Source organism: Nocardia sp. NPDC055165, from assembly GCF_053606985.1.
In genome coordinates, this window is sequence record NZ_JBSGSS010000011.1 from 151603 (window position 1) to 176287 (window position 24685).

At 69.7% G+C, this 24685-nt stretch carries 21 protein-coding genes and 1 riboswitch; of the genes, 14 read left to right on the top strand and 7 right to left on the bottom strand.

The genetic code is table 11. From position 1 onward, the window contains the following. Positions 1 to 26: 26 nt before the first annotated feature. Both ACWFRF_RS23160 and ACWFRF_RS23165 read right to left on the bottom strand, forming a co-directional pair. Positions 27 to 788 carry an amino acid ABC transporter ATP-binding protein gene (locus ACWFRF_RS23160; RefSeq protein WP_452452191.1) on the bottom strand — a complete coding sequence of 254 codons (762 nt, stop codon included), beginning with the start codon at positions 786 to 788 and terminating at the stop codon, positions 27 to 29. Then, positions 785 to 1780: an amino acid ABC transporter permease gene (locus tag ACWFRF_RS23165; protein ID WP_379312187.1), complete on the bottom strand. Its 996-nt coding sequence runs from the start codon at positions 1778 to 1780 to the stop codon at positions 785 to 787. The genes ACWFRF_RS23160 and ACWFRF_RS23165 overlap by 4 nt, the downstream gene beginning before the upstream one ends. 109 nt (positions 1781 to 1889) lie before the next feature. Further along, a riboswitch (SAM riboswitch) is annotated at positions 1890 to 1983 on the bottom strand. Between the two features lie 366 nt (positions 1984 to 2349). Here ACWFRF_RS23165 and ACWFRF_RS23170 point away from each other — a divergent pair. Then, positions 2350 to 3069, top strand: a complete 720-nt coding sequence (locus tag ACWFRF_RS23170) for a hypothetical protein (RefSeq protein ID WP_379312186.1) — start codon at positions 2350 to 2352, stop codon at positions 3067 to 3069. 254 nt (positions 3070 to 3323) lie between these two features. Here the strand turns inward: ACWFRF_RS23170 and ACWFRF_RS23175 are convergent, their stop codons facing one another. From ACWFRF_RS23175 to ACWFRF_RS23195, 5 genes are all read right to left on the bottom strand, one after another. Beyond that, on the bottom strand, positions 3324 to 4496 hold the full coding sequence (locus ACWFRF_RS23175; protein WP_452452193.1) for a glycosyltransferase family 2 protein: 1173 nt from the start codon (positions 4494 to 4496) through the stop codon (positions 3324 to 3326). A 1-nt stretch (position 4497) separates the two neighbouring features. Next, positions 4498 to 5253, bottom strand: a complete 756-nt coding sequence (locus ACWFRF_RS23180) for an LppM family (lipo)protein (protein WP_378992682.1) — start codon at positions 5251 to 5253, stop codon at positions 4498 to 4500. A 147-nt stretch (positions 5254 to 5400) separates the two neighbouring features. Continuing rightward, entirely contained in the window at positions 5401 to 6336 is a 936-nt protein-coding gene (locus ACWFRF_RS23185; RefSeq protein ID WP_452452195.1) for a carotenoid biosynthesis protein, read from the bottom strand. A 67-nt stretch (positions 6337 to 6403) separates the two neighbouring features. Beyond that, positions 6404 to 7969, bottom strand: coding sequence for a phytoene desaturase family protein (locus ACWFRF_RS23190; RefSeq protein ID WP_452452197.1), 1566 nt, complete (start codon positions 7967 to 7969; stop codon positions 6404 to 6406). Then, on the bottom strand, positions 7966 to 8592 hold the full coding sequence (locus ACWFRF_RS23195) for a GNAT family N-acetyltransferase (RefSeq protein ID WP_378992583.1): 627 nt from the start codon (positions 8590 to 8592) through the stop codon (positions 7966 to 7968). The genes ACWFRF_RS23190 and ACWFRF_RS23195 overlap by 4 nt, the downstream gene beginning before the upstream one ends. A 117-nt stretch (positions 8593 to 8709) precedes the next feature. Here ACWFRF_RS23195 and ACWFRF_RS23200 point away from each other — a divergent pair, with 117 nt between their 5' ends. From ACWFRF_RS23200 to murC, 13 genes are all read left to right on the top strand, one after another. Further along, the gene (locus ACWFRF_RS23200) at positions 8710 to 9159 is read left to right on the top strand and encodes an SAV_6107 family HEPN domain-containing protein (protein WP_378636670.1); all 450 of its coding nucleotides are present in this window, start codon (positions 8710 to 8712) and stop codon (positions 9157 to 9159) included. 125 nt (positions 9160 to 9284) lie between these two features. Continuing rightward, positions 9285 to 9713, top strand: a complete 429-nt coding sequence (locus tag ACWFRF_RS23205) for a DUF3040 domain-containing protein (protein ID WP_378636672.1) — start codon at positions 9285 to 9287, stop codon at positions 9711 to 9713. Between the two features lie 402 nt (positions 9714 to 10115). Continuing rightward, positions 10116 to 10547 carry a division/cell wall cluster transcriptional repressor MraZ gene (gene mraZ, locus ACWFRF_RS23210; protein WP_056816815.1) on the top strand — a complete coding sequence of 144 codons (432 nt, stop codon included), beginning with the start codon at positions 10116 to 10118 and terminating at the stop codon, positions 10545 to 10547. A 193-nt stretch (positions 10548 to 10740) separates the two neighbouring features. Further along, positions 10741 to 11739, top strand: coding sequence for a 16S rRNA (cytosine(1402)-N(4))-methyltransferase RsmH (rsmH, locus tag ACWFRF_RS23215; protein WP_378921492.1), 999 nt, complete (start codon positions 10741 to 10743; stop codon positions 11737 to 11739). Further along, complete coding sequence (locus ACWFRF_RS23220; protein WP_452452199.1) at positions 11736 to 12770, top strand: hypothetical protein; 1035 nt, start codon at positions 11736 to 11738, stop codon at positions 12768 to 12770. The genes rsmH and ACWFRF_RS23220 overlap by 4 nt, the downstream gene beginning before the upstream one ends. After that, complete coding sequence (locus ACWFRF_RS23225) at positions 12767 to 14644, top strand: peptidoglycan D,D-transpeptidase FtsI family protein (RefSeq protein WP_378992587.1); 1878 nt, start codon at positions 12767 to 12769, stop codon at positions 14642 to 14644. The genes ACWFRF_RS23220 and ACWFRF_RS23225 overlap by 4 nt, the downstream gene beginning before the upstream one ends. 170 nt (positions 14645 to 14814) lie before the next feature. Continuing rightward, a complete protein-coding gene (locus tag ACWFRF_RS23230) occupies positions 14815 to 16404 on the top strand; it encodes a UDP-N-acetylmuramoyl-L-alanyl-D-glutamate--2,6-diaminopimelate ligase (RefSeq protein WP_452452201.1) in 1590 nt (529 codons plus the stop codon). Further along, positions 16401 to 17897 (top strand): UDP-N-acetylmuramoyl-tripeptide--D-alanyl-D-alanine ligase, encoded by a 1497-nt coding sequence (locus tag ACWFRF_RS23235; RefSeq protein ID WP_378992589.1) that lies wholly within the window; start codon positions 16401 to 16403, stop codon positions 17895 to 17897. Before ACWFRF_RS23230 ends, ACWFRF_RS23235 begins: the two co-directional genes overlap by 4 nt. Next, complete coding sequence (gene mraY, locus ACWFRF_RS23240) at positions 17894 to 18970, top strand: phospho-N-acetylmuramoyl-pentapeptide-transferase (RefSeq protein WP_101463569.1); 1077 nt, start codon at positions 17894 to 17896, stop codon at positions 18968 to 18970. Before ACWFRF_RS23235 ends, mraY begins: the two co-directional genes overlap by 4 nt. A gap of 50 nt (positions 18971 to 19020) precedes the next feature. Continuing rightward, the gene (gene murD / locus ACWFRF_RS23245; RefSeq protein ID WP_378636836.1) at positions 19021 to 20457 is read left to right on the top strand and encodes a UDP-N-acetylmuramoyl-L-alanine--D-glutamate ligase; all 1437 of its coding nucleotides are present in this window, start codon (positions 19021 to 19023) and stop codon (positions 20455 to 20457) included. Between the two features lie 45 nt (positions 20458 to 20502). Then, entirely contained in the window at positions 20503 to 21996 is a 1494-nt protein-coding gene (gene ftsW, locus ACWFRF_RS23250) for a putative lipid II flippase FtsW (RefSeq protein WP_452452204.1), read from the top strand. Positions 21997 to 22051: 55 nt separating this feature from the next. Then, positions 22052 to 23167 carry an undecaprenyldiphospho-muramoylpentapeptide beta-N-acetylglucosaminyltransferase gene (gene murG, locus ACWFRF_RS23255; RefSeq protein WP_387447608.1) on the top strand — a complete coding sequence of 372 codons (1116 nt, stop codon included), beginning with the start codon at positions 22052 to 22054 and terminating at the stop codon, positions 23165 to 23167. Continuing rightward, on the top strand, positions 23164 to 24678 hold the full coding sequence (gene murC, locus ACWFRF_RS23260; protein WP_452452206.1) for a UDP-N-acetylmuramate--L-alanine ligase: 1515 nt from the start codon (positions 23164 to 23166) through the stop codon (positions 24676 to 24678). The genes murG and murC overlap by 4 nt, the downstream gene beginning before the upstream one ends. Positions 24679 to 24685 lie beyond the last annotated feature (7 nt).

Genomic DNA, 24685 nt, shown 5'->3' on the forward strand with positions numbered 1-24685 from the left:
CGAAACCTGTTCGTGGGAAGGGATGTTCAGCGGACGCGGGACAGGAACGCCTGCGTACGCGGGTGTTCGGGGTGATCGAGAACGCTGGCGGCCTCGCCCTGCTCGACGATCACGCCCTCGTCGAGGAACACGACCGTGTCGGCGACCTCGCGGGCGAAACCGATCTCGTGGGTGACGATCACCAGCGCGGTGCCGCTGTGCGCGAGATCGCGGATCACCGCGAGGACCTCGCCGACCAGCTCCGGGTCGAGTGCGGAGGTGGGTTCGTCGAACAGGATCAGCCGTGGTTTCAAGGCCAGGGCCCGTGCGATGGCCACGCGCTGCTGCTGACCACCGGACAGACGCCGGGGGTAGGCGTCGACGAAATCGGCCAGGCCCACCCGTTCCAAGAGCTGTGTCGCCTCGGCGATCACCTCGCCGCGCGGACGGCGCTGCGCCGAGACCGGGGCGAGCACCACGTTGTCGAGCACCGTGAGATGCGGGAACAGATTGAACTGCTGGAACACGAAGCCGATGCGGCTGCGCTGGGCGCGCACCGCGTGGTCGGGCAGCGAACGCAGGGTATTGCCGCGTTGGCGGTAGCCGATCAGCTCACCGTCGATGTGTACGGTGCCCGCGTCCTGCGCTTCCAGATGGTTGAGCACCCGCAGCAGTGTGGACTTGCCGGAGCCGGACGGCCCGATCAGCGCGACCACCTCACCGGCGCGTACGGCCAGATCCACGCCACGCAGTACCTCGGTGCCGCTGTAGGACTTGCGGATTCCGCGCGCCAGCACCGCTGCGGTCATCGGGTTGCTCCTCGGGGTGCGGCCGCACCGGCGGCGATCTCGGTGACCTTGGCGCGGACCCGCTGCCACGGTGTCGGCGGCAGCTCACGCTGCGCGCCCTTGGCGTAGTGCCGTTCGATGTAGTACTGCAGGATCGACAGCGCCGTGGTGAGCACGATGTACCAGACGGTCGCCACCATCAGCAGCGGCACCACCCGGCCGTTTCGGCCGAAGATCACCTGCACCTGGTAGAACAGCTCGGCGATCGCCATCACCGACACGATCGAGGTGCCCTTGAACAGGCTGATCACCTCATTGGCCGCGTTCGGCAGAATCGAGCGCATCGCCTGCGGCAACACGATCGTGCGGAACTGGCGCCAGCGTGGAATCCCCAGCGCCGCCGCCGCTTCGAGCTGACCGTCGTCGACGGCGAGCAGACCCGCCCGGATCAGTTCGGCCGAATACGCCGCCTGATGCAGGGCCAGCCCGATCACCGCCGCGGTGAAACCGCTGATCACACCATTGACATCGAACTCGTAGAAGCCGGGGCCGAACGGAATGCCCACGGACAGGCGGGGATACAGGTAGGCGATGTTGAACCAGAACAGCAGCTGCACGATCAGCGGGATCGAACGGAAAGCCCAGATATAGGTCCAGGCGATCACCCGCAGCACGGGATTGTTCGACACCCGCCCGATCGCCAGCAGCGTGCCGATCGCGAAACCGAGGGCGGTGCCCCACAGGGTGAGCTCGATGGTCACCCGGAGTGCGGCCAGGACCGACTTCGCGGTGAAGTACTGGGCGAAAGTGCCCCAGTCCCAACCCGGATTGGTGATCAGGCCGTGCGCGAACTGGGCCACCAGCAGTAGGGCGATCGCCGCGACGGCCCAGCGCCACGGGTGCCACGACCCGGCGATCCGGGGCAGGTCGTCGACGGGCGCCTTGTCGGCGGGGAGAGCGTCGCCGGGCGGTGCGGGCGCGGTCTCGGCGCCGGATACGGCAGACGCGGTCATGGGAATCCTTCGGAAAACAGTGGAACGAGGCACAGTGACCTCCACCCGGCCAGCAACGGGTTCGCGATCTGGCGGCGCTCAGGCCGGACAGGTGGACAGCAGAAAATCTCCTCCATCGAACCCGGCAGAAGCACCCACACCCCGAAACGGGCGGGTTGCTGCGACGTCGTAGAGCCAGGTCTCTCGGTCGCTCTGGATGGTTGTGCCCGGCCGTCGTGGCCCGAGCTGAATCAGCATGTGGCATATGCACTAGTGCGCGCAACGATAGAAATCAACGTGAGCGCAGAGGTTGGAACCGATCGTGGGCACCGGCATAATTGCCCCGGTTCGGCGCGGTAGGTGATTCGCGCGCGGGCGCGTGCGCAGGGGTCTGGGCGAACGCGTCCGGGCGTAGGGATCCTGCGGACGCGTCGTTGGGTCCGGTGCCGAGAAGGGGGCGGACACCGGGCCGCGGCGGCGGGTTCGCTGCGAGATTGCGACGCGCCGAACGGCCGGTGACTTCACCTGTCCGGATTCACCCACCGCACGCGGTAGCGTCGGCCTTCTCTGCGTCGATGAGGAGTTTCGCCGTGATCGTTGCACGTCGTTCCACCACACTGACCTCGCTGACGGCCTGCGCCGCCGCGCTACTGCTGGCCGCGCCACTGGCCGCCGCCGAACCGGCCGCACCGGTGACGCCCGCTGTCACCCGGGATGCGCCGGCTGTTCGGCCATCGGCGGGCCCGGGTGATCTGCTCGGCGCCTACCAAACCGTCGTCGAGACGCTGAAATCCCTGGGTATCCAGCCGTTCCTGTACCCCACGGTCGCCGCGAACTGCACCGGTGACGGCGCGGGTCTCGTGCCGGCTGTCGCGGGCGCGGTCCCTGGGCCGTGGCCGGCGAACACCCTCCCGATCCCGGGCATCGACCTGTCGGCCGTGAAGTCCGGCCAGACCCTGTTCACCTTCCTGCCCTACGGCCTCGCCCCCGACACCGCTGCGACGAAAACCTCCGGTATGCAGGTGGCCTGGCTCAATATCAGCACCGGTCGCGGCGGCATGGCTTCGATGGGCTCGATCGCCGACATCGTTCGCGCCATGGTCCCGCCCGAGGTTCCCGCCGAACTGCGTCCCCTCGCCGAAACCGCCATCCGGGACTTCCTCTTCGCTGCCATCCCCGTCGGCGGCGTTCGCGCTGTCCCCGTAGACACCGGCCGCGGTACCGTCCTGGCCGCCGTCTTCGGCACCACCGACAATGCGGGCAGGTCTTGCTTCTTCTTTCCCACCATCGGCATTACCGAGGTCGCCTGAAACTCGCGGGTCGGCGTCAGGCTCGGCATCGCCCAGTACTGGATCGTCCGCATGGTCGACGACGACGGACCGGTGTCCTCCATCGAGCAACAGCGTCTCACTTCGGACGGCAGGTACGTCACCGAGCGAATCGGGCTACGTGGTCAGGACCTTGTCACCGCAAATCGACCTGGTCAAGGTCGAAATCGCCTGGGCAGACCTGGATCTGGACATCGAACAGTCGTCAACCGCCGGAGTGGCGACGGAGGCGGTGGTCATGCCAGGCGGGTAACGGCGTCGTCGGGCGTCACCAAAGGTCGCTGTTTCCAGCGGAGGCGGCCGGTGCGGTGGCGGTGGTGGGAGCGGGTCCAGAGAACGAGGTAGTGGGCTACCGAGAGGGGGTGGGCCAGGGCTGAGGTGAGGTCGAGGGCCGTTGGGGGGCGGCGGGTTTCGATGGTGCGGGCGGTCAGACGGCTTGTGACGGCGGCCAGGTAGCCGAGTAGGCCTGCTCGGCGGGTTCGGGTGCGGCCGAAGATCGCGGCCAGTGGGGGAATCCAATAGGCGAGGGCGGCGAGGATTCCGATGGCTGCGCCGGTGTCACGGCGGCCGCCGTAGGCCGACCACAGCCAGCGGGTGTAGCCGTCGGTGAGTTCGGTGGTGCCGGTATACATTCGGGTGCTCGCGGCGGGGCCCGCGGTCACCAGGGCGGTGCGATGGCCTGCTCGGCGGATGGCGCGGGCCAGGTCCAGGTCCTCGGTGGCGCTGGCTGCTACGGCCGCGTGGCCGCCGCCGGCGCGGTAGGCCGCGGCGTCGACGGCGAGGAACTGGCCGCACGCTACGACGGTGGACGGGCGCAGGCTGTGATTGGCGGGGCCGACGGGCAGGGTCGAGGCCCACGACCAGGCCAGCAGGGGCTGGATGAGGCGCTCGGCGGTCGAACCGGCGTCCTGTCTCGGCCAGGCCGAGACCAGACCTGCTCCGCGCCTGCGCAATTCGGTCACCGCGGCGGCGATCGCATGGGGGGCCAGGCGGACGTCCGCGTCGATGAAGACCAGGGCGGCCGCGTCGGTGCGGGCGGCCAGGCGCGCGCACGCGGCGGCCTTGCCGGTCCACCCGGGGGCGGGGTGGGCGGCCGAGCGCAGGACGGTGAAGCGCTCGTCGTCGGCGATCGCGTCGAGTGCGGCTTCGTAGGTGCCGTCGGTGGACGCGTCGTCGAGAATCAGCACGCTCAGGCGGGGGACGCCGACCTGCGCGCGAAGGTCGGCGATCAGCGCGGGCAGGCGCTGCGACTCGTCGCGGGCGGGGACGCACACCGTGACCGGTTCGATCACGCCCGCGACCCCGCGCGGCAGGGTGCGCAAGGTGACCAGGTTGTAGGCGGCGGTGGCCGCGCCGAGCGCGGCCAGACCGGTGCCCGCCCAGGTCAGGTAGCGGGCAGCCGCGCTCATGTCAGCGGCCCAGTCTGCGACTGGAGATTTCGCGCCACATCTCCGAGGGGGAGAAACCGCCACGCGGTGCGTTCGGCGGGCCGGGGTTGCGGTCGCGGAACGCCAGGCCCGCGATCAGCGCGGCCACCGCGAGGGTGATGCCGCCGACGATGCCCGCCCAGCCCGCGAACGAGCGGGTGTTGGGGTCGGCGTACTTCACCTCGGCACGCAGGGTCGACACCTCGCCCGCGGGCAGCTTCCACGACACCGTGTTCTCACTGTCGGTGGTCTCACGGGTGCCGTTGGTCTTGGCGACGCGGGCCGGGAACGCCACGGAGAACTGCACGTCCGAGCCGTGCGGCGGCACCGATTCCAGGTCGACCCGCCCGGTGAGACTCACCAGATCGCCGCTGCGCTGGAATTCGAGCGTGAACATGCCCTGGGTCTGATCCGACAGGCCACCGAGCTGGCCGACCTCGCCGAAGGACAGATCGTCGAAGAACACCTGGGTACCCATGTACCCGTCCTGGTTGTAGTTCTCCACCCGCACCTTCGCCGCCAGCTGCTCCGGCGCCTTCAGCTGCGGCCCCTTGTCTTCAGGCCCCGTCGGCACCACCGCGGCGACGATCCGCCCCGACACGCGATCGTTCGACGACACCCCCATCGACACCTGCACACGCAGGCACCCGGCGAGCGCGGGCACGAGCAATGCCAGCAGGACGGCAACGGCCGCGACGCGCCGCGCGGGCACGGAACGACGCGGCGAAGGAGCGGGCATGTCGGCGACGGGACTCGGCTGCACGGTTGACATCGTGCCAGGCTCAGGCCCGAGAGCCCACACGACGGGCCCAGCGTTCACCACCCACCCGCGCCGATCAGGCATTTTCGCCCCGAATCGGGGTGTGTCGCGGCGGGGCCTGCCCGCTCAGAACGCGCGTCGCGCGGCCCGCGCACGCAGAAACAACGGGATTCCGAGCACACCGAGACCGAGGAAACCCCAGATCGCCGACGCGGGAAGGCCGAGGAACACCGCGTGCGCGAGAGCTGAGCCGAGCCAGGTCCACCCGAACACCGCGACCGGGACCGCCACCGACGGGTCGCGCGGCGGCGGCAGGAAATGATCGAGCAGGGTGAGAATCACTGCCATGACCACGGCGACGAGCGCCCAGCCCAGGTAGTTGGTGTACGGGATCTCGGGGATGCCGGGCAGGCCCGTGTCGGTGACCGCCCAGGTCCATTGGCCGTCGGCCACCATCTGCGGATCGAGGAACAGATCCCAGCCGACCGCGCCGAGGACGAACAGCCCCACGCGCCCGGCATTCGACCCGCTGAGCAGTCGAGCGTCCGACGCGCTGTGTGCCCGCGCACGCACGGATCCGGACCGACCCGGGCGGCGCGTGATCGAGGCGCTCGGGGGGTGCCCGCGGGACACGAGCATGCCCGCGACGATCCAGATCGGGTACAGCCCGCCGGTCCACGCCAACGGCACCGCCAACGGGACATCGGCGAACGCGGGCCCGAGCCGATCGACGGCATAGGCGTAGCCGCCGAACGGGAATCCGGTCGCGGTGCCGCCGATTTCGGCGGTGAGCCCCAGCCCGGACACGACGACGAAGAACCCGGCGGCCCACCGCAATCCACGAGTGGTCGCCGCGTGCAGCAGGGCGGTCGAGGCGGACAGCACCACGACCGCGACGGTGATCCGGTCGCGCGCCACCCCCGCGCTCAACGGGTACGTGATCTGCGCGAGCACCAGCGCCAGCGCGGTCACGGCCGGCATCGCGCGGCGTGGGTCGGCGCGTAACCAGGCGAGGATCGCGGCGAGAGTACGACGACCTGTGTCGAGAATCGTGCCGGTCATCGATGCCGCCGAACTGTCGGGCCGGTGCTGCCGTGCGGCCGACTCCGGCGGTGTGGCGGGCAGGCCTTCATCGCTTGCGCAGCGGCGTGAACCGGCGCTTGCGCCCGTCGCCGAGGACCAGCCGGGCCGCGCTGCGCCCGCTGGCTCCGGAGACTCCGCCGCCGGGATGGGTGGATGCGCCGGTCAGATACAGGCCGGGAGCGCCGGGGACGCGCTGGCCCGACAGCTCGGGCAGCGGCCGCCACAGCATCATCTGATCGAGTGACATCTCCACGTGCATGACGTTGCCGCCGCGCAGACCCATCTCCCGCTCGAGATCGACCGGCGTCTGCACGAATCGCCGGAGTACCGACGAGGTGAAACCCGGGGCGTACCGGTCGACCTCGGCGATGATCCGGTCCGCTTCGTGCTCGGCGTGTGCTGCCCAGTTGCCGCCGTCGGCGAGCTCGTAGGGATGCCACTGCGCCCACAGCGACAGCTGATGTTCGCCCGCGGGCGCGATGGACGGGTCGAGCGCGCTGAAACTCATCGCCAGCACCACTGGGCGTGGCGGCAGCGAACCGGCCGTGGCGGCGCCGTGAGCCAGTCGCAGCTGCCGGCGGTCGGAGACGAGAAACTGCAGACCACGGGCGGATTCGGCGGGGGAGGCGCCGGGGTATTCGGGTAGCCGGTCGGTGGCCAGGCGCACGACCATGCCGATGCCGGGGCCGACCCGGATGCGGCGCTGCCAGTCGTCGAGGACCTGGGCGTCGAAATCGCCCGCGCGCAACAGGTCGAGTGTCGACAGGATATGGGAACCCGCGATCACCGTGCCGGCGTGCAGTGTCCGGCCCGATTCGGTCGCCACCTGCCACCCGCTGCCGGATCGGCGCAGCGAGGTGACGGCGTCGCCGGTGTGCAGCTCGCCACCGTCGGCCCGCAGGCGCGCGATCAACGCCGCGCTGAGCGCCCCACTCCCACCCACCGCACGCCCGGGCGGCACTGTGTGCATGAGCGCGGCGAACCCGGCCATCGGCGCCGTTCCCGGCTCCGACATCGGCGGACCCGACTGCGCGCCGAACCACGCGAGCGACGCCTTGAGCCGTTCGTCGTCGAACCAGAAGTCCAGTAGCGCGTCACCGGACTGCAAGAACTCCCGCGACAACGCCGATCCGCCGGCCCGCGCGTCCAGCCCCCAGAACGAGCGAACGAGCCTGCCCGGCGTCGGCGGCCCGCCGAACGACCGCATCACCCGTGCGCTGCGCTCGCCCCACACCTCGACGAAGCGGCGATATGCGTCAGCGTCCTTGACACCGCAGGCGGCCGCGATCGAGGCGCACGTCTCGTCGAGATCACGGTGGAACACGATCGGCGGGCGCGCACCGTCGGACGGTGTGAAGCCCCATGGATCACAGTCGAGATAACGCAACCCGAACCGTTCGAGCTCGAGCTCCTCGATGATCCCGGTGTGCCGGATCATGATGTGCGCCGAAGATCCACGATCAACGAGATGGCCGGGGAATCGCGCCACCGTCGATACCGCGCCACCGGGCACCTCGTCGCGCTCGAGCACCTGCACCCGGTGCCCGGCCCGGGCCAGATAACAGGCCGCGACCAGCGCGTTGTGACCGGATCCGACCACCACCGTCGTCATGGGTGCGTGGGCGGCATCGGCAGCCTGCGGCCGAGAATGGCGAACGGCCGGGTATCGCCCGCGAACACGAAATTGCGGATCACATCGGTGAATCCGGCCCGCCGGTACAACTTCCAGGCCCGGTTCGCCTCCTCCGGGACTTCCGGCGTCGACAGCAGCACCGCGGCCTCGGCGCGGTCGGCCAGCAACCGCTCGAGCAGGCGCGCGCCGATCCCGCGGCCCTGCGCCGCCGGGTGGACGTGCAGCTCGGTGAGTTCGAAATAGTCGGCGAGCAGGTCACGGGCGGCGGTGTCGGGCCATCCGCAGCGCCGCATACCGGTCTGTACCTGCTGGTGCCACCACTGCCGCGGCGCACCGCTGTACCCGTAGGCGATCGCCAGGATCGGCGCGGTGCGCAGGTCGACGCCGCCCGCATCGTCGGGCAGCACCGCGGCCACCGCCCGCCAGCCGGCCCTGGTGGTGTGTTCGGTCCACATCGGGGCGCGGTGATGCTCGGTGCCACGGGGGTATTCCATGGCGGCGACATAGACCGACAGGGCGTCGTGCAGGCGTGCGCGCAGGGCGGCGACGCTGAGGTCGACGATGACGGGTGCGGGGGTGTGATTCGGCTTGACGGCTGTCATGGCTCTCGTCGATGGCGCGCGGACGCGGAAAGTTGTCGGTGGGTGTCCCTATATTCAATCTCAATTCAAACGTTCGAATGTTAGTTCGATCAGTGCGAGGGGCGAAAGGGGCAGCAGATGGCTGGTCACAACGATGGTCGAGCGCACGCGGGCCACGACGGGCGAGCCGGCGGACTACTACGCCAGGCCGATGCGCTGCTCACCGATTCCGCCTGGGAGCACGAACCGGGGGAACGGTTCCGCACCGCGTACCTGGCCGCGCTGCGCGGCGCGGGCTCGATGATCGCCCTCACCGGCGCCGATCGCGCGCCGCGGGCACGCTCGCGTAGCGCCTGGGTGTTACTGAGACGCGCCAGCCCGGAGTTCGTGATGTGGGCCGACTACTTCGAGGCGCACTCGCAATTACGGGCCGCCCTGGAGGCCGGATTGGACCGAGCGATCACCGACACACAAGCTGACGAGTTCTGCTCACGGGTGGGCGCATTCCTCTACGACGTCGACGATGCGCTGGTAGCCGCGGCTAAGAGCCTCCCGCAGCCGAGTCGTGGCCGCGACATGACCGCTTAGTTATGACCGAGTAGGTGGTACGCCACCGATCGAACTCGTATCATGGGGAGCAGATAGCCGCCAAGGTCGGCTACCCGTCGCCTACCCGGAGGCGACCAGCCACGCCTAGTGCCGGGGGAGGTACCGTGCCACTCTCCGAGCACGAGCAGCGCATGCTCGAACAGATCGAGAGCGCTCTCTATGCTGAGGATCCGAAGTTCGCCTCGTCCGTCCGCGGCGGACGTCTTCGCTCCACGTCGAGTCGACGCAGACTCCAAGCTGCGGCGTTGTTCGCCGTCGGCCTCTTTCTGCTCGTCGCCGGCATCGCCGCCCCGTTCAAGCCGGGCGGTTTCCCGATCATCAGTCTCGTCGGATTCATCGCCATGTTCGGCGCTGGTGTCCTGTTGATGATCGGCAACTCGCGTCGCGCCGCCCGACCGGACGCGACCGAGCCTCCCGCGGCGGGCAGCGGCCCGACCACGGGGCACCCGGCCCGCGGTGGTCGCCAGCGCAAGTCCGGCGGCTTCTCCGAGCGAATGGAAGACCGATTCCGGCGACGGTTCGAGCAGGAATAGCTCAGACCTAGCCGACAACGTTGGCGGCGCCACATCCAGCACGGGTGTGGCGCCGCTTTCGTGCGTCCATGGGTGCGGTGACTGTCAGAACGCGAGGCCAGGGCGGTTCCCCCACCTTCCCCACCGCTCCCCACCCTTCCCCCGCCCGGCCACTCGACCGATGTCGCACCTGCGATGTTTGCTGAACGTTGTCGGAACGAGGGGTTGCCGACCCGCGCGGGTTGCCCGAACACGGGATAACCGCGAATCTCAGTGATAGCTGGGATGACCTGCGGAATTGTCTTGGCGGGGAGCAGGATCACTCAGGGTTTCGATTGAAAGTGGGGGAAAGTGGGGTAATGTGGGTCGCGCACTACAGGAGAGGCCGTACGGCGAGGTGAATCCAGTAGGGAGGTGGCCGAGATGTTCCTCGGTACCTACACCCCCCGATTGGACGACAAAGGGCGGCTGACGTTGCCTGCGAAATTTCGAGACGATCTGGCGGGAGGGTTGATGGTCACGAAAGGCCAAGACCACAGCCTGGCCGTGTATCCGAAAGACGAGTTCACCGCGCTCGCGCGGCGAGCCGCGTCGGCGTCCCGAAGTAACCCGCAGGCAAGGGCTTTCGTTCGAGCGCTGGCGGCGGGCACCGACGAGCAACGTCCGGATGCACAGGGCCGGATCACGCTGTCGCCGGACCATCGGCGCTATGCGAACCTCTCGCGGGATTGCGTGGTGATCGGTTCGGTCGACTTCCTCGAAATATGGGATAAGCAGGCGTGGGAGACCTACCTCGAGGAACACGAGGAGGACTACGCGCAAGCCGGAGACGAGTCGCTGGGCGGAATCTTCTGACCCGGAGCACGCGAGTGCTGCGAGGCCTCTGCCCGGGCGTGGACCCTGACGTACTTCCCCGACGCCAGGTGCCTTGCCCCGGTCAGAGACCTCGAAGCATTCGCATCAACTCGTTCGACAAGCACTCATTCGAAAAGCACTGTGTGGCACGGCGATCCGTCTGCGACGCGAGGCAGTATCCCGGGAGGTCGAGGTGAACCATGACGCCGAGAACCCCCGTCATGTGCCGGTTCTGCTCGAGCGCGCCGACGATCTGCTCGGCCCCGCGCTGAGCGAACCGGGCGCCGTCTACATCGACGCGACCCTCGGATTGGGCGGGCACGCCGAGCATTTCCTGCGTACCTACCCGCAGGCGCGTCTGGTCGGTCTCGACCGCGACACCACCGCGTTGCGGATGGCGGGCGAGCGCCTGGCGCCCTACGCCGACCGGATCACGCTGGTGCACACCCGCTACGACGGCATCCCCGCGGCCCTGGCCGAAGCGGGGCTCGACGAAACCGGTTCCGTCTCAGCCATTCTCATGGATTTGGGCGTGTCCTCGATGCAGCTCGACGAGGCCGAACGCGGCTTCGCGTACTCCGTCGACGCACCGCTGGACATGCGCATGGACCCGACCACCGGGATCACCGCGGCCGACGTGCTCAACACCTACAGTCACGGCGACCTGGCCAGGGTGCTGAAAACCTATGGCGACGAACGGTTCGCGGGCAAGATCGCCTCGGAGGTGCTGCGCAGGCGGGCGGTCAAGCCGTTCACCACCAGCGCCGAACTCGTCGAGGTGCTCTACGCGACCATTCCGGCCGCGGCGCGCCGCACCGGCGGACATCCGGCCAAGCGCTCGTTCCAGGCGCTGCGGGTGGAGGTCAACGGCGAGCTCGACTCGCTGCGGGCGGCCCTGCCCGCGGCACTGGATTCACTGCGTGTGGGCGGACGGATCTGCGTCATGTCGTACCAGTCGCTCGAAGACCGGCTGGTCAAACACGAACTCGCGCCACGGATCGTGTCCCGGTCGCCGATGGACCTGCCGGTCGAACTGCCCGGCATGGGACCGGAATTCCGGATGCTGACCCGTGGAGCGGAAAAAGCGACCGAGTCCGAGATCGAGGTCAATCCGCGATCCGCGCCGGTGCGGATGCGCGCGGCCGAACGAATCGCGGAGAGGTCAGGGAGGACACAGGAGGGGACACGATGAGCGTGCGGACGACAGTCGCGGTGCCGAGCAAGACGGCCCGGCGCGTAGCGGCGGCCGAACGAGTGAAGTCCGGTGCGGCAGAGCGGGCCTACGCCCGCAAGCGCACCAGGGAACAGCTGCTCGACGGCATCGAGCTGCCCGAACGGGCCTCGACGATGGCGGGGCGGATCCCGTTCGTCACCGCGATCATCGGACTGCTCGGCTGCGGCCTCGCCCTGACCCTGTTGCTCACCACCCGCGCCGCCGAGGACAGCTATCAGCTCGGTGACGCCAGGGCGGTCAACCGCAAGCTCGACGACGAGCGGGCCGCGCTGCAGCGCGAGGTCGCCGCCGCCGACTCCGCGCCCGAATTGGCCGCTCGCGCACGTGAGCTCGGCATGATCCCCGCGAAGGATCCGGCCCGGCTGGTGATCGGCGCCGACGGCGAGGTCACCGTGATCGGTAATCCGACGCCCGCGCAGGGTGCACCGGTGCCGCCGCTGAACGGTCCGCCGACCACGGCCCCGAACACCCCGGCGCCGGGACACGCCCAGGCGCAGGGCGAGCGGGTCGTGCCGGTGCAGCCGGGTGCGGCCACCGCGAGTCCGAGCGCGCCCGCCGGTGCCGCGCCCAGCAGTGTGCCGGCGAACGTGCTCGCGTCTCCGCCCGCGCCGACGGCCCCCACCGTGAACGCGCCGCAGCCCGCGGTCGCTCCGGTCGCTCCAGCCCCGGTCGAAGCAGCCGTCCCCGCTCCGGCGAACGGTCAGGCACCGGCGGCGAACGGTGAAGTCCCCGCTCCGGTGGACGGCGCTGCCCCGGCCCCGCTCGCCCCGGCGACGGTGCCCGATCGCATCGACGTCGCGGGTCAGGGTGCACCGCTGGTCTCGGCCGACACGCCTGCGCTCGCTCCGGATGTCGTGGCCGACCCGCCGATTCCGGCCGGTGCGCCGTTACCGGGTGCGGTGGCTCCGGCCCCCGCACTACGAGCCCCCTCGGCCGGACCGCCGAGTGAACAGCCGCAGGTCGTCGAATCGCAGGATGGTCCTCGATGAAGCAGAGCGGGCCCGCGTCGCAGCAGCGACGCGGGCCGGTCTCGTCGAGGGCCCGCCGCGCAGGCTCGCTCTCGCCGGACCGGCCGATCCGCCTGCGCCTCGGCGTCGGCCGGGTCACCCTGCTGGCCTCGTTGGCCGTGGTCGCGTTGCAGCTGCTCTACATTCAGAGTCTCGCCGCTCCCGCGCTGTCGGCGCAGGCGGCCTCGCAGCGCACCATCAAAGCCACCGAAGCGGCCGTGCGCGGCCCCATCACCGACCGGCACGGCAACCAGCTCGCCTTCACCCTCACCGTGAAAGCTCTGACCTTCCAGCCGGTGACCGAGCGCGAGAAAATGGTCGAAGCCAAGAAGCTGAAGCCCAGCGCGCCGGACCCCGAACAGCGGCTCAAGGACATCGCGAAGTTCATCCACGACAAGCTCGGGGCGCCCACCGAGCAGGAACTGCTCGACAAACTCAAGAGCGACAAGAAGTTCCACTATCTGGCCAAGAACGTCGATCCGCGCGTGGCTGCCGAGATCACCGCCAAGTTCCCGGAGGTCGGCGCCGAACGGCAGGACCTGCGCGAGTACCCGGGTGGTTCGCTGGCGTCCAATGTCGTCGGCGCGATCGGCGGCGACCGGCACGGTCAGATGGGTCTGGAATCGGCACTGGATTCGGTGCTCTCGGGTACTGACGGTTCGCGCACCTACGACCAGGGTTCCGACGGCGCGGTGATCCCCGGCAGCTACCGGGATCTGCAGCCGGCGGTGAACGGGTACGGCGTCGAGCTGACCCTGGACGCGGACCTGCAGTACTACGTGCAGCAGCAGGTGCAGCAGGCCAAACAGGTTTCCGGCGCGTCCTCCGCCTCGGCGGTGGTGCTCGACGCCAAGACCGGCCAGGTGCTCGCGATGGCCAACGACGGTACCTTCAATCCCGCACTGGGCCCGAACCATTGGGCCTCGGGCAAGATGGGCAACCCCTCGGTCTCCGAGCCCTTCGAACCCGGCTCGGTGAACAAGATCATCACCGCGGCGGCCGCCATCGAATACGGCGTGACCACCCCCGACGAAGTACTGCAGGTGCCGGGCTCGATCCGGATGTCGGGCGTCACGGTGAACGACGCGTGGCAGCACGATGTCGCGCCCTATACGACCACCGGCATCTTCGGAAAGTCTTCCAACGTCGGCACTCTCATGCTCGCCCAGCGCGTGGGCGAGGACCGCTTCGCCGACATGGTCACCCGCTTCGGGCTCGGCCAGCGCACCGGCGTCGGCCTGCCCGGCGAGAGCGGCGGCCAGGTACCCGCTCGCGACCAGTGGTCCGGCGGTTCCTTCGCGAATCTGCCCATCGGTCAGGGACTCTCGATGACGACCCTGCAGATGACGGCCATGTACCAGGCCATCGCCAACGACGGCCTGCGGATCCCGCCGCGCATCGTCAAGGCCAAGGTCGCCCCCGACGGCACCCGCACCGAGGAGTTGCAGCCCGACGGCGTGCGTGTGGTCAGCCCGCAGACCGCGCACACCCTGCGTGAGCTGTTCCAGGCGACCGTGCAGAAAGACCCGATGGGTGTTCAGATGGGCACCGGCGCACCCGCCTCGATCGAGGGGTACCAGGTGGCGGGCAAGACCGGCACCGCGCAGAAGGTCGACCCCGCGTGCCGCTGCTACTCGACTTCGTCGTTCTACAGCACGTTCGCCGGGATGGCGCCCGCCGACAACCCCCGCTACGTGATCGGCATGATGCTCGACGCGCCCGTGCGCAGCTCCGACGGCACCGGGGGCGGCTCGGCCGCACCGCTGTTCCACAGCATCGCCTCCTGGGCGTTGCAGCGCGACCGGGTGCCGCCCTCCCCGGAGGCCAAGCGACTGGTGCTGGAGGCGGTGTCATAACGGCTGGTGCCGTAGTTCTCGGCCCCTTCGTCGCACCGTCCACTCAGTCCGGAGGCGGGCGGGCCGAGAACACCAATTAACTCAACCCGCGTTGTCCGACCGACACCGCGCGTCGGTAACCTGACTGCTCGTCTCGCCCACGCGCTCGATCACTCTCAGAGAGGAGCCTTGTGCCCGCGCAGTCCAGCCCGCACGCGCTCCGGCCAACCACTCCGCTGTCGACGTCGCTGCAGGCCGTGGCGGACCTCACCGGGGCCACGTCGGTTGCCCCGGTGTCCGCCGAGGTGACGGTCACCGGCATCGAGCAACGATCCAACGCGGTGCGCGCCGGAGACCTGTTCGCCGCGCTGCCCGGCGCGAACTCGCACGGCGCCCGATTCGCCGCCGACGCGATCGCGAACGGCGCGGTCGCCGTGTTCACCGATGCCGCGGGCGCCGAGCTGATCGGTGACGTCGCGGTGCCCGTGCTGGTGCGCGAGCAGCCCCGCGCGGTACTCGGCGAACTCTCCGCCGAGATCTACGGCCACCCCAGCGATCGGCTGCGCATCGTCGGCATCACCGGCACCTCGGGTAAGACCACCACCTCGTATCTGGTGGAAGCCGGTCTGGCCGCGGCCGGACTGTCCACCGGGCTGATCGGCACCATCGAAACGCGGATCGGCGGGCAGCGGGTGCCGAGTGCGCTCACCACACCCGAGGCGCCGCAGCTGCACGCGATGTTCGCCGCGATGGTCGAGCAGGGTGTCGACGCGGTCGTGATGGAGGTGTCGAGCCACGCCCTCGCGCTGGGCCGGGTCGACGGCGTGCGGTTCGCGGTCGGCGCGTTCACCAACCTGTCGCAGGACCATCTCGACTTTCACAAGGACTTCGAGGACTACTTCGCCGCGAAACGTCGGCTGTTCGACGCGGATTCGCCGGTTGCCGCGCGCACCGCGGTGATCTGCGTCGACGACGAATGGGGCACCCGCCTGGCCGGTGATCTGGTCGAACCGGTCACCGTGTCGACCACCGGCGCGGCGACCTGGCAGGTCAGCGGCGACATCAAGACCACCGGTGGCGAGCAGGAATTCACCGCCGCCGGACCCGACGGCGAACTGGCGGTGCGCCTGCGCCTGCCCGGGCGCTACAACGTCGCCAACGCGCTGCTGGCCGTCGCCACTTGCGCTGCGGCAGGCGTCGATCCGGCGATCGCGGCTCCGGCGCTGGCCGTCGTGGACGTGCCGGGCCGGATGCAGCGCGTCGAGCGCGGCCAGGACTTCCTCGCCGTCGTCGACTACGCGCACAAGCCCGCCGCCATCGAGTCGGTGGTCACCACTCTGCGCGGCCACCTCGTCGAAGCGGGTACGGGTCGGCTGGCTGTCGTGCTCGGCGCCGGTGGCGACCGTGACGTGGCCAAACGCCCGCTCATGGGCGCCGCGGCAGCCCGCGCCGACCTGGTGATCGTCACCGACGACAACCCACGCACCGAGGACCCGGCGGCCATCAGGTCCGCCGTGGTGGCCGGCGCGCACGAACTCCCGGCCACCGAACGCGGCGAGATCCGCGAGATCGGTGACCGCGCGGCGGCCATCGCCGCGGCCATCGCCTGGGCGCGTGCGGGCGATGTGGTGCTCGTCGCGGGCAAGGGCCACGAGGCGGGCCAGGAGATCAAGGGCGTCAAGCATCCCTTCGACGACCGCGAGGTGGTCGCGGCGGCGCTGGATGCTCTGCGGATACGACACAGTCCGCACACGGACTCGGAGGACTTGACAGTTTCATGATCGAGATGACACTGCGGGAGATCGCGGACGTCGTCGGCGGCGAGCTGCACGACGTACCCGACCCCCAGGCACTGGTGACCGGTTCGGTCGAATTCGATTCGCGCCGAATCGGTTCCGGCGATCTGTTCCTCGCCCTACCCGGCGCCAACTCCGACGGACACGACTACGCCGCGAAGGCGGTCGCCGCCGGGGCGGTCGCGGTACTGGCTGCCCGCCCGGTCGGCGTGCCCGCCATTGTCGTGGCACCCGAGCTCGGCGCAGTTCCGGGGACGTCGGTGGCGCTCAGCCACGATGACAGCGTCGGCTCCGGCGCGGCCGTGCTGGCCGCGCTGGCCGAGCTGGCGCGGGTCAGCACCGAGAAGCTGGCCGAGCGCACCGGTCTCACCGTTGTCGGCGTCACCGGGTCCTCCGGCAAGACCTCGACCAAGGATCTGCTGGCCGCCGTGCTGGCGCCGCTGGGTCCGGTCATCGCCCCGCCGGGCTCGTTCAACAGCGAACTCGGCCACCCGTGGACGGCCCTGCGCGCCGGTCTGGACACCAAGTTTCTCGCGCTCGAACTGTCGGCTCGGGGTGTCGGCCACATCGCCGCCGCGGCCCGTATCGCACCGCCGCGGATCGGTGTCGTGCTCAATGTCGGCACCGCCCACCTCGGCGAATTCGGGAGCCGCGAGGCGATCGCGCAAGCCAAGGGCGAGCTCGTCGAGGCGCTGCCCGCCGAGGGGCTGGCGGTGCTCAACGCCGACGACCCCAATGTCTCGGCCATGGCGTCGCGCACCAAGGCACGCGTGGTGAAGGTCGGCCTGTCCGGCGACGCGGACATCCGCGCCACCGACGTGATCACCGACGACCAGGCCCGCGCCCACTTCACCCTGCACGTGGGCGGCGAATCGATCCCGGTGCGACTCGCTGTGCACGGCGAACACCAGGTCGGCAACGCCCTGGCCGCCGCGGCCGTCGCCCTCGAATGCGGCGCCGACCTGGCGACCGTCGCCCAGGCGCTGTCCGGCGCCACCGCGGCCTCGGTCCGCCGGATGGACGTGACGACCACCCCCGCGGGCGTCACTGTCATCAACGACTCCTACAACGCCAACCCCGACTCGGTGCGCGCGGCGCTCAAAGCGCTGGTCACTCTGGCGAAATCGGCTGACGAGCCCCGGCGCAGCTGGGCCGTGCTCGGCGAAATGGGCGAACTCGGCGACACCTCGGTGATCGAACACGACGCGATCGGACGCCTGGCCGTGCGCCTCGACGTCGACCGGTTGATCGTGGTCGGCACCGGACGACCCTCCCACGGCATGCACCAGGGAGCGGTGATGGAAGGCTCATGGGGCGAGGAATCGATCCTCGTTCCCGATATCGACGCGGCGATCGCGCTGCTCGACGACGAGATCGCCGCAGGCGATGTGGTACTGGTCAAGGCGTCGAAGGCGGTGGGCCTGTGGGCCGTCGCCGAGCACCTGACCGGGGCAGCGGAAGGTAATACAGCTCGATGAGGCAAATTCTGTTCGCGGCGGGGATCGCACTGGCGGTGTCGATCCTGCTGACGCCGTTGCTGGTTCGGGTGTTCGCCAGACAGGGCTTCGGCCAGGAGATCCGGGTCGACGGCCCGGCCAGTCACCAGGCCAAGCGCGGCACCCCGACCATGGGCGGTGTCGCGATCCTGATCGGTATGTGGGCGGGCTATCTCGGCTCGCACCTGATCGGCATCGGCTACGACGCGGAGGGTCCGACGGCGTCGGGTCTGCTCGTGCTCGGGCTCACCACCGCGCTCGGCGTCGTCGGTTTCCTCGACGACTTCATCAAGCTGCGCAAGCAGCGCAACCTCGGGCTCTCGGCCGCGGGCAAGTACATCGGGCAGACCGCCGCGGCGGTCATCTTCGCGGTGCTGGCCCTGCAGTTCCGCAGCACCGACGGGCTCAGCCCCGCCAGCAAGCACCTGTCGTACGTGCGCGACTGGAACACGGTGTCGATGGGCGCGATCATCTTTGTCGTCTGGGTGCTGTTCCTGGTCGTGGCCTGGTCCAACGCGGTCAACCTGACCGACGGCCTCGACGGTCTCGCGGCCGGTTCGATGAGCCTGCTGCTCGGCGCGTACGTGATCATCACCTTCTGGCAGTACCGCAACTCCTGCTCCACCAGTCCCGAAGCCGGGTGCTACAACGTGCGCGACCCGCTTGACCTGGCCTTGGTCTGCGCCGCCGCGGCCGCCGCGTGTATCGGATTCCTGTGGTGGAACGCCGCGCCCGCGCGAATCTTCATGGGCGACACCGGTTCGCTGGCCCTCGGCGGCCTGATCGCCGGTCTGTCGATCACCACCCGCACCGAGCTGCTGATGGCCGTGATCGGCGCGCTGTTCGTCGCCGAGGCGGCATCGGTCATGCTGCAGGTGGCGGTGTACCGCACCACGCGCAATCGGTTGTTCAAGATGGCGCCGTTCCACCATCACTTCGAGTTGAGTAAGTGGGCCGAAACCACGGTGATCATCCGGTTCTGGATTTTGGCGGGCATCTCCGCCGCAGTGGGCCTCGGCCTGTTCTACAGCGAATATCTGTCACAGGTCGGGTGAGTAGAGACATGGTCGAACACTCGCCCCGCGCCCTGCGTTCCCCGGGCCCGATGCTCGAATTCCTGCGTGGCCGCGACGTTCTCGTCGCCGGTTGGGGCGTCTCCGGGCGCTCGCTGATCGAACCGCTGCGCGATATCGGCGCCCACCCCGTGGTCACCGACAACGGCGCGAAGGCGCTCGCCGAGGCCGCCGAACTCGGCCTCGAGATCGCCACCAGCGTCGAACTCGAAAGCGCCGACCTGAGCCGGTTCGCGCTCGTGATCACCAGCCCGGGCTGGCGACCGGATTCGCCGGTGCTGGTCTCGGCGGTCACCGAGGGCGTGCCCGTCTGGGGCGACGTCGAATTCGCCTGGTGGGTCGATCAGGCCCGCATCTACGGGCCGGTCCGCAAATGGCTGGTGATCACCGGCACCAACGGCAAGACCACCACCACCCAGATGACGCATTCGATCCTGCGCGCCGCCGGCATCTCCAGCGTGGCCTGCGGCAATATCGGCCTGCCGATCCTGGACGCACTGCGCCGCAACCCCGGCCCGCAGGTTCTCGCCGTCGAGCTGTCCTCGTTCCAGCTGCACTGGGCGCCGTCGGTGCGACCCGAGGCAGGCGTCGTGCTCAATGTCGCCGAGGATCACCTGGACTGGCACGGCGGTCTCGATGCCTACGCCGCGGCGAAGGCCCGCGCGCTGACCGGTCGCGTCGGTGTCGTCGGCCTCGACGACCCGGTCGCGGGCGCACTGGCCCGCAAGGCCAAGGCGCGGCGCACCGTCGGCTTCCGGATCGGTGTCCCCGCCGACGGTGAGCTGGGTGTGGTCGACGGCAAACTCCTCGACCGCGCCTTCACCAAGGCCGCGATCCTCGCCGAGACCAGCGACATCAGCCCGCCGGGACCCGCGGGCATCGCCGACGCGCTGGCCGCGTCCGCGCTGACCCGGGCCATCGACGTGGCCCCGCAGTTCGTCAAGGAAGGCCTCGCCGAACACAAGGTGGGCCCGCATCGCACCGCGTTCGTGCGCGAACTCGGCGGTGTGGAGTTCATCGACGACTCCAAGGCCACCAACCCGCACGCCGCGCGCGCCGCGATCATGGCGCACCCGCAGGTGGTCTGGGTGGCGGGCGGTCTGCTCAAGGGCGCAAGTGTCGACGATCTGATCGAAGAGATCGGTGACCGGCTGGTCGGCGCGGTGCTGTTCGGGGCCGACGCGCCGGTGATCGCCGCCGCGATGACGCGACACGCACCCGAAGTCCCGGTCATCGAGCTGGATGCGGGAGACGATGCAGACATGGAGTCGTCGAGATCGCAGCGAGCCGAGGCGGTCATGGGCCGCGCGGTGCGCGCCGCGGCGGGTCTGGCTCGCGCCGGAGACACTGTCCTGCTCGCGCCCGCGGCCGCTTCCCTCGACATGTACGACGACTACACCCATCGCGGACGCTGTTTCGTGGATGCGGTGACGGCACTGGAAGATGGTGACATCGGGCGGGCGCTGTGACGAAGGCGCGCCCGGCCGAGCAGTCACCGCCCAAGAGGGGGCAGCGTGGTTAAGAGCCGGGGCAGCGTGGACGACAGCCGGGTCGGTAAGGGTCAGGCGGGCGCGAGTACTCGCCGCAAGAGTTCGGGGCAGCCGAATTGGGCGGGGGAGCGCTTCGGTGCGTGGTTGGCCCGGCCGCTCGCGTCGTTCCATCTGATCGTCACCATCGCGACCCTGCTCACCGTGCTGGGTCTGGTCATGGTGCTGTCGGCGTCGAGCGTCGAGGCCTACGCCGGTGGTGGTTCGGCCTACGCGTTGTTCATCCAGCAGGCCATGTTCGCCGGGCTCGGTGCCATCGCCTTCTATGTGGCGTTGCGGTTGCCGCTGCGGTTCTTGCGCCAGTGGTCGTTCCCGATCTTCAGCATCTCGGTGCTCGCGTTGGTGCTGGTGCTCATCCCGGGCATCGGCGCGATCCACGGCGGCGCGCGCCGCTGGTTCGACATCGGCCCGCTGTCGATCCAGCCCTCCGAAGTCGTCAAGGTGACCCTGATCGTGTGGGGTGCGCACCTGCTCGCCTCGCGCCGAGGCGCCCAGCTCAAGGACATCCTGGTGCCGCTGGTGCCCGCGGGTCTGCTGGTGTGCCTGCTGGTGGTGCTCGAGCCGAACCTGTCGACCACCATCGCCCTCGGCATCGTGCTGATGGCGCTGCTGTGGTTCGGCGGGCTGCCGGCGCGACTGTTCGTCGGGATCATGGTGACCGGTCTGGTCGCCGCTTCCGTGCTGGCACTGTCGGCCGGGTACCGCTCCGACCGTGTGCGTGCGTTCTTCAATCCCGGTGACGATCCGCAGGGGGTCAACTACCAGGCGCGTCAAGCCAAGTATTCCCTCGCCGACGGCGGTATCTGGGGCCGCGGCCTCGGGCAGAGCCGCGCGAAGTGGAGCTACCTGCCCAACTCGCACAACGACTTCATCTTCGCCATCATCGGCGAGGAACTCGGCTTCCTGGGCTGCATGCTGGTCTTGGCGCTGCTCGCCCTGTTCGTCTACGCGGGTATCCGCATCGCACTGCGCTCGGTCGACCCGTTCCTGCGCCTGCTCACCGCTACCGCCACCACCTGGATCACCGCGCAGGCACTGATCAACATCGGCTATGTCGTCGGGCTGCTGCCGGTGACCGGATTGCAGTTGCCGCTCGTCTCGGCCGGTGGTTCGTCGCTGGCGATCACGCTGTTCATGTTCGGCATCATCGCCAGCGCCGCCCGGCACGAACCCGAAGCGGTGTCGGCGTTGAAGGCAGGCCAGGACGGCAGGCTCAGCAGGCTGCTCCGACTACCGGTGCCCGAGCTGTACACCCCGCCGGCGCCGCGCAAAGTGGCGCCGCGCGCCCGAACCGAACGACCACGTCAGGCCCCTCGCCGCCAGCCGCCCGCCGACCGCAGGCGACGGGTGCCGGAAAGCCGCGGCACGAGTTCGCTACGGTCGACAAGAGCGTGGGAGCCGACCTACCCGATGCCACACCGCCCGGTGAAACGGCGGACCGGCGGAGGTGGCGGAGCATGACCACGCCGGCTTTCGCGAGATCGAATTCGATACAGAGAGAACGAGGTAGATCCAGGTGAGTAACCCGCGATCCGGGTTGTCGGTGATCGTCGCAGGCGGAGGAACCGCAGGCCACATCGAACCCGCGCTGGCTGTCGCCGACGCGCTGCGCAGACTCGACGACTCGATCCGGGTGACCGCCTTGGGTACCGAGCGTGGACTCGAGACGAAACTGGTGCCCGAACGCGGGTACCCCCTGGAGCTGATCCCGCCGGTGCCGTTGCCGCGCAAGCCCTCCGCCGACCTGCTGCGGCTGCCCGGCCGGGTACTCGCCTCGGTCAAGGCCACCAGGGCGGTGATCGACGACGTGCAGGCCGACGTGATCATCGGGTTCGGCGGCTACGTCGCGCTGCCCGCGTATCTCGCCGCGCGCGGCGGGCTGTTCGGTCGCAAGCGCAAGGTACCGGTGATCGTGCACGAGGCCAACGCGAAGGCCGGCGTCGCCAACAAGGTCGGCGCGAAACTCGCCGCGAAAGTTCTCGCCGCTGTTCCGGATTCGGGGCTGGCGGGCGCGCAGGTCGTCGGCATTCCGGTGCGTGCGTCCATCACCGGACTCGACCGTGCCGCGTTGCGCGCCGAAGCTCGCGCGCACTTCGGCCTGCCCGCCGAGGGGCCGGTGCTGCTGGTGTTCGGTGGTTCGCAGGGCGCGCGCAGCCTCAACGAGGCCGTCTCCGGCGCCGCACCGCAACTCGCGGCCGCGGGCGTCTCGGTGCTGCACGCGCACGGCCCCAAGAACAGCGTCGAGGTGAGCACCGCCGACGCGCCCGCCCCCTATGTGGCGGTGCCCTACCTGTCGCGGATGGACCTGGCCTACGCCGCCGCCGACGCGGTGGTGTGCCGATCCGGTGCGATGACCGTGGCCGAGGTGTCGGCCGTCGGCCTGCCCGCCTTCTACGTGCCGCTGCCGCACGGCAACGGTGAACAGGAATTCAACGCCCGACCAGTGGTCGCGCAAGGTGGTGGCACAATTGTGGCCGACGCCGAGCTGACCCCGAAATACGTGATCGATGAGGTGATTCCGCTGCTGCTCGACCCCGCTCGACTCGCGCAGATGAGCCGCGCCGCCGCAGGCGCAGGCCATCGCGACGCTGCCGACACGGTGGCCAGGATCGTCACCGAGGTCGCCCGATGAGCGAGCCGGACCAGCAGATCGGGGAGTCCGCGGGCGCGGCCCTGCCACCCGAACTCGAACGCGTGCACATGGTCGGCATCGGCGGTGCGGGCATGTCCGGTATCGCGCGCATCCTGCTCTCGCGCGGTGGCAAGGTGTCCGGCTCCGATGCCCGCGAGAGCCGTGGCGTGCTGTCGCTGCGGGCCCGTGGCGCCGAGGTGCGCATCGGGCACGCCGCCGACGCGCTCGACCTGCTGCCCGGCGGCCCGACGGTCGTGGTCACCACCTACGCCGCCATTCCGAAGACCAACCCCGAACTGGTCGAGGCGAATCGGCGCGACATCCCCGTGCTGATGCGCCCTACCGTGCTCGCCGCGCTGATGCGCGGGCACAGGACCCTGCTGGTCTCGGGCACCCACGGCAAGACCTCGACCACCTCGATGCTGATCGTCACGTTGCAGCACTGCGGCGCCGACCCGTCGTTCGCGGTCGGTGGTGAGCTCAACGAGGCGGGCACCAACGCCCACCACGGCAGCGGTGACATCTTCGTCGCCGAGGCCGACGAGTCCGACGGCTCACTGCTGCAATACGACCCGGGCGTCGCGGTGGTCACCAATATCGAATCCGACCATCTGGACTACTTCGGCACCGACGAGGCCTACATCCAGGTCTTTGACGACTTCGCCGATCGGCTGGCCCCCGGCGGCCTGCTGGTGGTGTGTCTCGACGATCCCGGTTCGCTCGCCTTGGCCCAGCGCGTCGCACCGCGCATGGCCGAACGCGGGATCGAGGTCCTCGGTTACGGATCGGGCGATCTCGATGACGCGCCCGTGCCCGTCGGCGCGCGGCTGCTCGACTGGCAGCCGCGCGATGTCGGCGGCATCGTGGAGTTCCAGCTCGACGGCGAGACCATCCCGCGGTCGTTGCGCCTGTCGGTGCCCGGCAGGCACATGGCCCTCAACGCGCTGGCCGCGCTGCTCGCCGCCCGTGCCACCGGCGCCGACATCGACGAGATCGTGCAGGGTCTGGAGGGATTCGGCGGCGTGCATCGCCGGTTCCAGTTCACCGGCCGGGAGAACGGGGTGCGCGTCTTCGACGATTACGCCCATCACCCCACCGAGGTCCGGGCGGTGCTGGAGGCCGCCGCGCAACTGGTCGCCCAGGAAGCGCGGGACGGCGCTCGCCTGCAGCGTGGCCGGGTGATCGTGGTGTTCCAGCCGCATCTGTACAGCCGCACCGCCACTTTCGCCACGGAGTTCGGCACCGCGTTGAGCCTGGCCGACGAGGTGGTCGTTCTCGACGTCTACGGCGCGAGGGAAGACCCGTTGCCCGGCGTCAACGGCGCGCTGGTCGCCCAGTCGGTGACCACACCCGTGCACTACCAGCCGGATATGTCCAAGGTCGGCAAGCAAGTCGCCGCGCTGGCGGGCGACGGTGACGTCGTGATCACCATGGGCGCGGGCGATGTGACGATGCTAGGCAGCCAGATCCTCGACGGCCTGCGGGCCAGGCCGCAGCAGGGCGGCCGGTGAGATTGCC